The organism is Exiguobacterium artemiae (assembly GCF_033342815.1).
Taxonomy (GTDB): domain Bacteria; phylum Bacillota; class Bacilli; order Exiguobacteriales; family Exiguobacteriaceae; genus Exiguobacterium_A; species Exiguobacterium_A artemiae_A.
Genome location: NZ_JAWPEN010000006.1, coordinates 134,848 through 146,209 on the forward strand (window position 1 = coordinate 134,848; position 11,362 = coordinate 146,209).

Genomic DNA, 11,362 nt, shown 5'->3' on the forward strand with positions numbered 1-11,362 from the left:
ATTCAATGTAAATTGACTCTACGACTTTTCATACGTCTACGCATAGACTCTAATCCGTCCAACCATCAGACGTATTTCTTCATCCAAATATCATCCCGGTACGTCCCATCTTCCAATTTAACGGAGTCCGGATCTTCCGCGTATACTTCGAATCCAAGTGACTCATACAAACTTTGCGCCGCCTCGTTACCGGAAAGTACTGCCAGGATAACTTGTTCGACATCAGGAAGTTGTTTTGCTTCTTCAATCAAAGCTTCCATCAAAGCACGACCCGTCCCGCCACGATAATCCGGTGACACATAGACGCCGGAAATCATCGCTTTATGCGACTCGCGTGATAATTCGTACGGTTTGACCTGACCAAATCCAAATAACTTTTCACCATCAAATATTCCGAGCCATATTTCATCCGAATCCGGATCGCCTTCGAGCCCTTCTTGAACATCTTGAATTGGTGTTTGTTGTTCATCATCAAACGAATGACCAAACGCATCTGGATGATTTTTTAATCCTTCCAGTCGAAGACTCCAATACTGTTCTGCATCTTCTTTCGTTAACTTCCGAAATGTATACATGACTGCCTTTCTCCCCTTTATGCGTTTTTGCTATTGAATACGATACTATGAAAAAATCCTCTACCCTTTACATAACCTTTTTCTAGTAAAATAAAACCTAGTTTAATCGAGATTCTTCTATACAAAAAAGACCATTCCTTTTTGCTGATTAAAAAGGAATGATCTTTTTGTTTTAAGCAGATGGAACGTAGCGGATAAAGCTCCCCACCTCAGCGAAGTACAGGTTCCATCGTTTGCCGCAACACTTCTGCCGAGTGATGGAATTTTTTCAATTCTTCTTCTGTTAAAGAAACTTCAATGATTTCTCGGACCCCTTGCCGGTTGATGATTGCCGGGACGCCGATATGAATACCGGAAATTCCGTACTGACCGTCGACGTGCGCACCGACTGTCAAGAGACAGTTCTCATTCCCAAGAATCGCACGGACGATTCGAACGAGTCCAAGTCCGATTGCATAGTACGTCGCCCCTTTTCGTTCGATGATATGATAGGCTGCATCGCGGACATTAATGTAAATTTGATCAAGATCCGCTTGAGAGTAACGGTCATCTTCGGCCAACAATTCATCAATCGTTTTACCATAGATCCGGGAATTGCTCCAGGCTGCAAATTCGGTGTCGCCGTGCTCACCGAGAATATACGCATGGGCGTTTCGGGAATCAATATGGAAGTATTCACCGAGCATTTGTCGTAAACGTGCCGTATCAAGAACAGTTCCTGACCCGAAGACACGGGATTTCGGAAGACCGGAATATTTCCATGCCAGATGGGCCATGATGTCAACCGGATTAGAGGCCACGACGATGATGCCGTCAAAACCGGATTCCATGATTTGACGCACCATTTCTTTCATGATCAATGCATTTTTGGCAACAAGATCAAGTCGAGTTTCCCCCGGTTTTTGCGGCGCGCCCGCTGTGATGACGATCACTTCGGCTTCTTTGCAATCTGAGTAATCTCCTGCCCAGATACGCATCGGAGAAGAACTGAATGGTGTTCCGTGATTCAAATCCATCGCTTCGCCCTCTGCTTTGGCTTTATTCACGTCGATAATGACCAATTCTTCACATAATCCTGCCGTTGACATCTGATAAGCAAAGCTTGAACCGACAGCCCCCGCCCCAATTAACGCTACACGTGTCACTTTCGCATGTAATTCCATCCTTTATATCCACCCTTCTGATAGGTAATTTAAAAGTTTGTTAACTATCTCACAATTAGATTGTAACATCTTTCACAAAGTTTAGGAATTGATGAAACCGTTCACATGTTGTCTAAATTGTGTCAATAATATCCTAACATAAGGAAAACTGACATCTTCCATTTCCACTTACCACATTCGATGCCCTATAAAACCAATCATTCCGGCTAACGTACTCGATAAAAAGTTGACCGCGTCATTCCCAAGCCATTTCCACCCTTTTAAATAAAGGGTCGGTTGGTCGTGGTGCCGGCGTTTCTCTGTTTCTTTCGAACAGACCACACATCGGAATTTACGCTGGACTGTCCCGCCAAATAAGGTATCAAGCATACTACCGACGATGCCGCCTGCTGCGATCAATAGCCACGTCCCCGTTGGTAAATCAAACAACAGGTCTCCCGCTGTCGCAATAAATAAGGCACCTACGATCGTTGCCGATGTCCCAAGAAACGAAACGGCACCGCTCGTCCCAGCCGGTACACGCCGTCCCGTAAACAGGAAAGGATCTTTTTTTGATAACGGACCGATTTCAGAAGCCCATGTGTCCGCATTGGATGCTGCAAGGACAACCAAAAATAAGACGAGAAACGACGTGTGTTCTGTCCAACTGAATCCTATGGAAGCTAATGCTGCGATGCCTCCGTTTGCAAGAACCTGCCAGCCGTCACGCGGTCCATCTTTTTCGACGATTTGATCCACTGATTGTTTTCTCCGTTTCCCAAGTTTCGATAACAAACTGGAACTGCCAAAAAAGAGCATTAACATTACAAGTCCGGGGTATCCAAATCCAGCAAGGACAAGCGAACCGACGACAACCGTAAAGAGACTGCCGCTGACGGTCAGTAGACGAAACCGGTAACCGATATATCCAAGCAGCAAACAAAATACGACACCGTATATTACCGACATACGATGACCTTAGACTCGGTTACGATTTTTTGGACCGGTTGATCAAACGGTTCCACCTCAAAATCAGAAACGAGCTGACAGTCAAACGTAACCGCTACCGTATGCCCCGGGTAATCAGTTAATACCCGGTCATAAAAACCGCCTCCCCATCCGATGCGGTATCCTTCACGTGTGAAAGCCCGTCCCGGAACAAGACAAAGATCAACTGAATGCAAAGATTGTTCGTTCGCCTGTTCATCCGGTTCACGAATGCCCATCTTTGTTTCGATTAACGGACTGTTCGGTACGTATTCAAAAAATTTCATTTCCTGTTGTATGACTTTCGGAATGACGACCTGTTTTCCGAGTTGCCAGGCTTTTAAAACAATCGGATCCGTCGCACATTCATTACGAAACGACAGTGTGACAGCAATCGATTGAGCATTTTTCCACTCCGGTAATTCAAATAACTGATCATAAATCTGCTGTTCCTTTTGATTCCGGTTTTCCAACCGGTTTAACTGATCGGTGATCCACCGCCGGATTTCCTGTTTTTCCATTGTGCCAATCCCCCTTATTCAACAAAAAAGCCATCACACAAGGTGACGGCTTCCATCTCGATTATTTTACTTCACGGTGAAGTGTGTGCTTACGGAGACGTGGGTTGTATTTCTTCAACTCAAGACGCTCTGGGTTGTTACGCTTGTTCTTCTTAGTGATATAAGTACGGTCACCAGTTTCAGTGCAAGCCAAAGTAATTTTAACGCGCATGGGATTCCCTCCTATCTAGCTCTCGATGTATCAAGTATTTTTGCTTTACATAAGGTTAAGCATACTCAAGTATCGTACCAAGAAAGGAAGTGAATTGCAACTGTTCATCCGTTCTTTTTTGGATTCATTACATGCTGGTATGGATTTTCAAGGTCCACCTGGAATGTACGCAGTTCTTTTGCGACATGATAATCTTGTTCGATCCCGTTTCTTGCTTCTTCTCGCTCGAGATAAATGACGTCCGAATGACGTAATGCTTCGCCTTCAAGTCGTTTGATCGCTACGACCAGTCCGCCTGTGCCTGACGGAGAACGTTCGCTTTCCAAGTCATACACGTTGCTGACAAGTGGCAATCCATTCATTTCCGCAAACGATTGGGCTGCTGAAGCCGTCTCCATATTAAAGTTATGGACAAGACGGAACTCAACGATTTTATTCAACGCCTGCGCTTGACGCAAGACTGCCAAATTTAAGCCGGCCAATTGATTATACGTCTGAACGAGCGGCAGACCATTAACTTCGACAGAATAGACATGGACACCGTCCTCATGTCGATACCCCGTCGCGCCTGATGTGATGACGTACACATTTTCCCTGGATGCAGCTAATCGTTTTGCATATTCTGCAACCGGACGATTCGGATCATCATATTGCGTCGTCACAAGTAAAACGGCCTCACTGTTCCATGATGCTTCCCGTTGAACCGCCACGTAGTAATCGTGCGGCGTCAAGAAGACATCCGGTTCAATGTCTGTATCGGCGAGGAACGGGTATTCTGCATACCGTTCTGCCAGCCAATCAAGCGTCAGCTCTTGTGCATCGAGACGGCGTTCCGTTTCTTCAAAACGTTTGATATGTTCACGGAATCGGTTCGCTGCATACTGTGCTGTCGTCTGTCCGTCAAGAATAAACGGCCAGTCACTCGAAACGGCAAGCAGATACTCCCGAATCAATTGACGTTTGGCTTTCACCGTCAATTCATCTTGATGACGATTACGGGCAACAACGCCTGCCAACCGTTTTTCAAGTTGATGCAGGTGACGGATCATCCAATCATTACGTTCGTTAATCCAGACATCAGCATATCCTTTACGTCCCCATGTTCCCATCGCAATGTGGACCGTTTCGATGTCCTGGAAATGACGTTCTAAAAACATCGCCGGAGAAATCGACTCGATGCCGTAATCTTCGAATCGTTCCATCGTTTTTCCAAGGAAGTCCGGACCTTCAAACCACCAATGTCCAAATAACTCAGCATCAAATGGTGCCGTGACGATGAATGGCGGGAAATCTTGTCCGCTCTGCTCATCTAAATGATTGGCAAGTGCTTCCGCAAAATCATTCGCATGGACATCCGTCCGTTTCCAGGCCCAATCACGGACATAATATTCTTTTTGGTCCGACTCGCCTGTTACCCGGTGAAGTTTTAAGCCCGTGTCGTAACGGAGTCCTTCCGGATGCATGAATTCAGCAATTTGATCCCATTCGCGGTCATACGCGAGATCGCGATAAAACTCACGGTAATCCGGATGTCCCGGATAACCGATGACCGAACTCCAGATCCGGCCCGAGATGATTTGATCCCGCGGGAATAAAGCAACTCCATGCGGTGAATAAACTGGTGCTCCGATGCCGTGTTTCGGAGCAGGATCCGCATTCAGGATCGAATGTTCGTCAACGAACGTGTAGCGGATTCCTTCTTCATACATGATTTTATCAAGACCTGGCGTGTAGGCACATTCTGGCATCCAAAGACCTGTCGGACGATAACCGTAATGGCGTTCGAAACAGTTTAATCCGGTTTGGATTTCAGAGCGTGCTGCTTGTTCCGACAACATGTGCGGACTGAATCCGTGTGTCGCGGTACACGTCATCAGCTCAAGATAACCTTGTTCCTTGTAATGACGGAAGGCATGGTTTAAGTTCCGTCCCCAATGCTCGAACGTCACTTTTAAATCATGATAACGTTCTTTATAAAAGAGTAAGGCATCGCGCTCTTCCTTCACCAAATCACGTTGTAACTCCTGTTCAATCAAACGTAACGTATCTTCCAGATGCTCGACATAACGATCTTGAATGAGTGAGTCTGCCAACATCTCGATGACCGGTGGGGAGATACTGATCGTCCAGCCAAGCGGACGCTCCAAGCGGTCAATTTCCCATAGTAATGGAATATACGTTTCTGAAATGGCTTCGTACATCCATCTCTCTTCTAGACGATGGGCTTCCTGATGTCGGATGTATGGTAAATGGGCATGTAAAACAAGTGAAAAATAACCTTTGCGCATGTCTGTTCTTCCTCTCCTTCTGCTTTCTATCTATTGTCTTCAGCGAATCCGATCAAAATAGGAATATGGACGTAATACTTCCACCCATTCCGGTTGCTCGACTTCTCCATATTGCCAGCGTGCAACGACTTCTGAAAAACGTCCGTCTACCACAGGCTCGTCGCGTGGTGTCTCGACCGGTTTTGACCGGAGAACAGGAAGAAAATCGCCGTCGATTGTTTGGATGCCCCATTCGATGATGTATGTAGTGTTCGGCATCAACGGACGGACAAACCATGTATTCGTCATTTCCGGCAATTCAAATTGATAAGAACGGTTGACTTCACCTTTTTCATAATCCCGCAACGTCACATCAATGATGCGCATTTCTTTCCGGAACGAGTCGAATGATGCATGGTAGTGTGTCTCAAGCATCTTTCGAGACAATTCAGACAATTCCCAATAGACATATACCGCTGTCGGAGATTGGACGATCGCATGGATGATATCATCTTCATAATGAGTCGCCATTCCGAACGCATCTCGCTCTAATGAAGGAACAGCTGTTAATGCAGGTACGATTTCATTTTGTTTCGGAGCACTCACAGTTACGCCTGCCTTCTTCTTTTTAGGTTTAGCGACCGGAGTCGATTCTGCTGAAGCTGCTTTATTTTCCGTTAATGACTTCCGGTATTTACTCCAGGCATATTTGACCTTACCTTCTGTCGATTCGATCTTTTCCGCAATTTGTTTGATTGTTAGTCCTTGTTCTTTTAATTTTATGATTTTTTCAAGCATTACCTATCACCTCTTTCTCTTTATTCACTTCTTTCTTATTCTACAAACTTGTTTCAAAATCCTTTACAAAAAAAGTAGGCCGAGGATTTCCCTCCAGCCTACTGTGCTTAGCTATTTAAATCATAGTGCTTTCCTTTAGCCATGTAAATCAAATGCTCGCCGACGTTCGTTAAATGGTCACCCATCCGTTCGATATACCGGCAAATATTCGTAAATTGCATGATCTCATCGACGACAATCGGTTGCAGGGACATATGGCGCATATATTGGCGCAATGCTTTGTACGTCGTGTCATCAATGATGTTATCGAGATCGGACAGTGCTTTTGCTTTTTCGATGTCACCGTCACGATAGGCGACAATCGCGGTTTCCGTCATGTCGAGCAACGTTTCGAACGCTTCTTTTAATAACGAGATGTCAATGACGTAAGGGAACGTCTCAACCCGCAATACGGCTTTAGAGATGTTACACGCGTAATCCGCGATCCGCTCCAAGTCGCTCGCGATTTTCATCGCTGTGACCAACCGTCGTAAATCGGTTGCGACCGGCTGCTGTTTCGCAATCAGTAAAATTGCATCATCGTTGATCTCCAGTTCGAGTGCATCGAGTTCATTATCATTTTCGATGACTTTAAGCGCAATCTCACGGTCATACTTTTCAAGCGCTTCTGCCGTCGTTGCAATCTGTTGCATTGTCTTTCGGGCCAATAAAAATACTTTTTGATCGAGTACTGCCAGGTTTTCTCCAAAAATCGTACGGTTCGCTGCCATTGAAAAGTTCCTCCTCGTTATCCGAATCGTCCTGAAATATAGTCTTCTGTTCGTTTGTCACTCGGATTTGAGAAAATACGATCCGTTTGGTCAAATTCAACGACTTCACCGTTCAAGAAGAATGCTGTTTTATCCGAGACACGTGCTGCTTGTTGCATGTTATGCGTCACAATGATGATCGAGTAATCTTTTTTCAGTTCCTGTACCAATTCTTCGACTTTCAACGTTGAGATCGGGTCAAGTGCTGATGTCGGCTCATCCATCAAGATGACATCGGGTTCGATTGCCAGGCAACGGGCGATGCAGAGACGTTGCTGTTGTCCACCTGACAGTCCGTACGCATTTTCGTTCAAGCGGTCTTTGACCTCATCCCAAATCGCTGCTCCGCGTAAACTGCGTTCAACGATTTCATCCAGGATTTTTTTGTTTTTGACACCGTGTACACGTGGTCCGTAAGCGATGTTGTCATAAATCGATTTCGGGAACGGGTTTGGTTGCTGAAAGACCATTCCGACAGAAGTCCGCAATTCTTCGACTTCATAATCCTTATCAAAAATATTACGGCCGTGGTATTCGATGACACCGTTCGTCCGTACGATCGGAACGAGTTCGACCATTCGGTTCAACGTTTTGATGAACGTCGATTTCCCGCATCCTGACGGTCCGATGATGGCTGTCACTTCATTTTGTTTAATGTCCAGATTAACATCTTTTAAAGCATGATCGTCACCGTACCATAGGTTCAAATCATTGACACGGTATACACTTTGTCGCGCAGCTACTGGTTGATTCATTGTTTTTGCCCCTTCTTTGGCTGGTTTTGTCGTCAGCTTCGTATCCATCATCTGTGTTCCTCCTTCATGATTCAGAACGTGATTCGTTATATAGGTGTGATTAGTATCGTTTTGAAAAACGGTTTCGGATCCAAATCGCCAGTGAGTTCATCGTCAAGAGGATGACCATCAGGATGATGATTCCGGCAGCAGCCAGACCTTGGAAGTCAGCTTGCGGACGGCTTGTCCAGTTGTAGATTTGAATCGGTAACGCTGTAAACTCTGAGAAAATCCCTTCCGGTGCACGGGCGATGAAGATGGCAGCTCCGACCATGATGAGTGGTGCTGTTTCTCCGATGGCACGTGAGACGGCAAGGATGATTCCCGTGATGACGCCCGGAAGCGACGCCGGTAAAACGACTTTAAACGTCGTTTGCCATTTCGAGGCTCCGAGGGCGAGTGACGCATGACGCATCGCTTGCGGCACCGCGCGAATCGCTTCTTGCGATGACACGATGACGACCGGCAAGCTCATCAGTGCAAGCGTCAAAGCCCCTGCAATCAACGTCGAGCCGAAGCCCATATTCCGGACAAAAAAGGTTAAGCCGAGTAATCCGAAAACGATCGACGGAACACCCGCCAAGTTTGAGATATTGACTTCGATGAACGATGTCATGCGGCCTTTTTTCGCATATTCTTCTAAATAAATCGCTGCTCCGACACCCAAAATGAAAATCATTGGAATGATCAAGAGCATCAGGAAAATCGAGCCCATCAGCGCAGGATAGATTCCGGCACGGTCCGGCCGGCGGGATGGTGCATTTTGCAGGAAGTCGAGTGATAACCAGGCAGCTCCGTCACGAATGACACCAAAGAGCAGAATACCAAGTACGACTAAACCGAATAACAGTCCGATTAAGAATACGACTTTCGTGACATTGTTTACGACAAGACGCTGGCTGATTGATTTTTTCACAGCAGCAGGATCAATAAACTTTTTCTGTACAGGTTGTTTTTCTGGTAAGGCCATCTTAGTACTCCTCTCTGAAACGACGCGTGATCCAGTTCGCGAGTAAGTTCATCAATAGAGTAAAGACGAACAACAACGTACCGACAGCGTAGATACTGTAATATTCAATCGTACCGAATCCGGCATCACCAAGTGCAACCTGGACGATATAAGCCGTCATCGTTTGAACCGGCTCTAATGGATTGACTGCGGCCGTCGGATTTGATCCTCCGGCAATTGTCACGATCATCGTTTCACCGATCGCACGTGACATACCCAGAACGATCGAGGCGATGATTCCGGAAAGTGCTGCCGGGACAACAACTTTTAAAGCAACTTCAAGACGTGTTGAACCGAGCGCAAGCGCACCATCCCGGATTTTTTTCGGAACCGAACTCATCGCATCTTCTGAAATCGACGCAATCATCGGAATGATCATGATTCCGACGACGATCCCCGGGCTTAATGCATTGTAGATCGCAAGACCTGGAATGAGTTTCACAAGTAATGGTGTAACGAACGTCAAGGCGAAAAATCCGAAAACGATTGTCGGAACACCGGCTAATACTTCAAGAATCGGTTTAAGAACACGGCGCGCGCGTTCTGACGCATACTCACTTAAATAAATCGCAGAAGTGAGTCCGATCGGCACGGCAACCAGCATCGCAATCACGGTAATTTCAAGTGTTCCGACAACAAGCGGCCAAATTCCGTATTCCGGTTGAGAGTTCAACGGATACCAACTTGTGCTGCCGAAAAATTCTTTGATTGAGACAACTTCAAAGAAATGACGTGTTTCGATGACTAACGTGAGAATGATGCCGATGGTCGTAACGACTGAAACGAACGCACAGAGAAATAATACGATCGGCATGAAACGTTCCATGATATTTTTCATACTGAATTTTTGTTGTCGGTTCTGTTGAATCAGCTCGCGAACCGATTTGTTTGATGATGGATTCATCCTTCTTCGCTCCCTACTTCATCATGCTTACATAAGAACGGGACCCAAAAAGGGAGAATACTCCCCATTTTGGGCCGTCCTCGTGTAATGATGTTTATTTCAATGCGTCTTCAATCGCTTTTGCATTTTCATCATAACGGTCTTGTTTCATCTTGATGTAACCAACTTCTTCTGCTAGGTCACCTGCGTTTTCATTTGTGAACTTGACGAAGTCTGCCACTTGTTTTTTGTCTTTTAACGATTTGTTATTCACATACGTGTAAATTTCACGTGAAAGTGGATACGAGAGATCATTGATCGTTTCTGGTGTCGGATCAACCGCATCTTTTCCTTCAGCTGAAAGCGGTACTTCTTTTAATTTATCTTTGTTTTCCGCGTAGTACGCGTAACCAAAGTAACCAATCGCACCTTTTGTTCCTTCGACACCTTTGACAAGAACGTTATCATCTTCTGAAAGTTGAACATCTTTACGCATGTCTTTTTCATCTAAGACTTCTTCATCGAAATAATCGAATGTTCCGGAATCTTTACCCGGGCTGAAGAATTTGATTGGTTCTGCTGGATACGATGGATCAACATCTTTCCATGTTTTAACGTTAGGATCGAGCCACATCTTGTTGAGCTGATCGAGCGTCAATTCTTTAACCCATGTATTTTGTTTGCTGACAGCGACTGTCAAACCGTCAAGTGCAAGTGATAAGCGTGTATATTCAATGCTATTCTTTTCAGCTTCCGCTGCTTCTTCATCTTTAATTTCACGTGATGCGTTTGAAAGGTCTGTTTCACCAACGACAAAACGTTTGAATCCGCCGCCTGTACCTGATACTCCGACCGTAACGTCGATGTCTGGTTGTTCGATCGAATACTCTTCACCGACTGCTTCCATGATTGGGAAGACTGTTGAAGATCCATCTACCGCGATCTTTCCTGAAAGATCAGAAGAACTTGAAGAGCCGCCTTTGTCATTTCCGCATGCCGCACCGACTACTGCGATTGACGCTACCGTTGTGATAAGAGCTGTTTTTTTCATCCAAGACATGATTAATTTTCCTCCTCGAAGTATGTCGCTGGTAACGCTACGACTTTATATCCGTTTTCCTTACAAGACTTATACTACTGATGAACTATTAAACCAAAATGAATCCAACGTAAAAGAATTGTAAAGGCGTGTATTTCTGCGTTTACAAACTCAACTTCATTAGAAAAACAGGTCAATCCATACAAAAAAAGAGGCTGGGACATAACTCAGCTTTATAAATGAGAAGGCCCTCGGAACGTTTTTCGTTTCGAGGGCCTTCTTCTATGATGAAAAACCGATTTTAAGTAAACAAATAAGGACTTCCTC

Annotated in this window: 12 protein-coding genes; all 12 read right to left on the reverse strand. The window is 45.4% G+C overall.

Features of this window, described 5'->3' with window-relative positions:
• Positions 1–65 precede the first annotated feature (65 nt).
• The 12 genes from R7V76_RS08260 to R7V76_RS08315 all read right to left on the reverse strand — a co-directional run bounded on the left by R7V76_RS08260 (position 66) and on the right by R7V76_RS08315 (position 11,056).
• Complete coding sequence (locus R7V76_RS08260; protein WP_214767968.1) at positions 66–575, reverse strand: GNAT family N-acetyltransferase; 510 nt, start codon at positions 573–575, stop codon at positions 66–68.
• Positions 576–784: 209 nt separating this feature from the next.
• Positions 785–1,738, reverse strand: a complete 954-nt coding sequence (locus R7V76_RS08265) for an L-lactate dehydrogenase (RefSeq protein ID WP_290830148.1) — start codon at positions 1,736–1,738, stop codon at positions 785–787.
• A 168-nt stretch (positions 1,739–1,906) separates the two neighbouring features.
• Entirely contained in the window at positions 1,907–2,686 is a 780-nt protein-coding gene (locus tag R7V76_RS08270) for a DUF92 domain-containing protein (RefSeq protein WP_318091995.1), read from the reverse strand.
• Positions 2,677–3,225 (reverse strand): 5-formyltetrahydrofolate cyclo-ligase, encoded by a 549-nt coding sequence (locus R7V76_RS08275; RefSeq protein ID WP_318091996.1) that lies wholly within the window; start codon positions 3,223–3,225, stop codon positions 2,677–2,679. Before R7V76_RS08275 ends, R7V76_RS08270 begins: the two co-directional genes overlap by 10 nt.
• A gap of 61 nt (positions 3,226–3,286) precedes the next feature.
• Positions 3,287–3,436, reverse strand: coding sequence for a 50S ribosomal protein L33 (gene rpmG, locus R7V76_RS08280; protein WP_012369771.1), 150 nt, complete (start codon positions 3,434–3,436; stop codon positions 3,287–3,289).
• 104 nt (positions 3,437–3,540) lie between these two features.
• Positions 3,541–5,724 (reverse strand): glycoside hydrolase family 57 protein, encoded by a 2,184-nt coding sequence (locus tag R7V76_RS08285; RefSeq protein WP_318092001.1) that lies wholly within the window; start codon positions 5,722–5,724, stop codon positions 3,541–3,543.
• Positions 5,725–5,763: 39 nt separating this feature from the next.
• The gene (locus R7V76_RS08290; RefSeq protein WP_318092003.1) at positions 5,764–6,501 is read right to left on the reverse strand and encodes a DUF4912 domain-containing protein; all 738 of its coding nucleotides are present in this window, start codon (positions 6,499–6,501) and stop codon (positions 5,764–5,766) included.
• A gap of 107 nt (positions 6,502–6,608) precedes the next feature.
• Positions 6,609–7,271, reverse strand: a complete 663-nt coding sequence (gene phoU / locus R7V76_RS08295) for a phosphate signaling complex protein PhoU (RefSeq protein WP_318092005.1) — start codon at positions 7,269–7,271, stop codon at positions 6,609–6,611.
• A 17-nt stretch (positions 7,272–7,288) separates the two neighbouring features.
• A complete protein-coding gene (pstB, locus tag R7V76_RS08300; RefSeq protein ID WP_051524104.1) occupies positions 7,289–8,065 on the reverse strand; it encodes a phosphate ABC transporter ATP-binding protein PstB in 777 nt (258 codons plus the stop codon).
• Positions 8,066–8,165: 100 nt separating this feature from the next.
• Positions 8,166–9,074: a phosphate ABC transporter permease PstA gene (gene pstA / locus R7V76_RS08305; RefSeq protein ID WP_012369766.1), complete on the reverse strand. Its 909-nt coding sequence runs from the start codon at positions 9,072–9,074 to the stop codon at positions 8,166–8,168.
• 1 nt (position 9,075) lies between these two features.
• Positions 9,076–10,017 (reverse strand): phosphate ABC transporter permease subunit PstC, encoded by a 942-nt coding sequence (gene pstC / locus R7V76_RS08310; RefSeq protein WP_318092006.1) that lies wholly within the window; start codon positions 10,015–10,017, stop codon positions 9,076–9,078.
• Between the two features lie 94 nt (positions 10,018–10,111).
• Positions 10,112–11,056 (reverse strand): PstS family phosphate ABC transporter substrate-binding protein, encoded by a 945-nt coding sequence (locus tag R7V76_RS08315; protein ID WP_318092007.1) that lies wholly within the window; start codon positions 11,054–11,056, stop codon positions 10,112–10,114.
• Between the last annotated feature and the right edge of the window lie 306 nt (positions 11,057–11,362).

Excerpts from the sequence above, each read along its gene's own strand:
- R7V76_RS08275 (WP_318091996.1), bottom strand. The coding sequence starts at position 3,225 with ATGGAAAAACAGGAAATCCGGCGGTGGATCACCGATCAGTTAAACCGG.
- rpmG (WP_012369771.1), bottom strand. The coding sequence starts at position 3,436 with ATGCGCGTTAAAATTACTTTGGCTTGCACTGAAACTGGTGACCGTACT.
- R7V76_RS08270 (WP_318091995.1), bottom strand. The coding sequence starts at position 2,686 with ATGTCGGTAATATACGGTGTCGTATTTTGTTTGCTGCTTGGATATATC.
- R7V76_RS08285 (WP_318092001.1), bottom strand. The coding sequence starts at position 5,724 with ATGCGCAAAGGTTATTTTTCACTTGTTTTACATGCCCATTTACCATAC.
- R7V76_RS08290 (WP_318092003.1), bottom strand. The coding sequence starts at position 6,501 with ATGCTTGAAAAAATCATAAAATTAAAAGAACAAGGACTAACAATCAAA.
- R7V76_RS08265 (WP_290830148.1), bottom strand. The coding sequence starts at position 1,738 with ATGGAATTACATGCGAAAGTGACACGTGTAGCGTTAATTGGGGCGGGG.
- phoU (WP_318092005.1), bottom strand. The coding sequence starts at position 7,271 with ATGGCAGCGAACCGTACGATTTTTGGAGAAAACCTGGCAGTACTCGAT.
- R7V76_RS08260 (WP_214767968.1), bottom strand. The coding sequence starts at position 575 with ATGTATACATTTCGGAAGTTAACGAAAGAAGATGCAGAACAGTATTGG.
- pstC (WP_318092006.1), bottom strand. The coding sequence starts at position 10,017 with ATGAATCCATCATCAAACAAATCGGTTCGCGAGCTGATTCAACAGAAC.
- R7V76_RS08315 (WP_318092007.1), bottom strand. The coding sequence starts at position 11,056 with ATGTCTTGGATGAAAAAAACAGCTCTTATCACAACGGTAGCGTCAATC.
- pstA (WP_012369766.1), bottom strand. The coding sequence starts at position 9,074 with ATGGCCTTACCAGAAAAACAACCTGTACAGAAAAAGTTTATTGATCCT.
- pstB (WP_051524104.1), bottom strand. The coding sequence starts at position 8,065 with ATGAATCAACCAGTAGCTGCGCGACAAAGTGTATACCGTGTCAATGAT.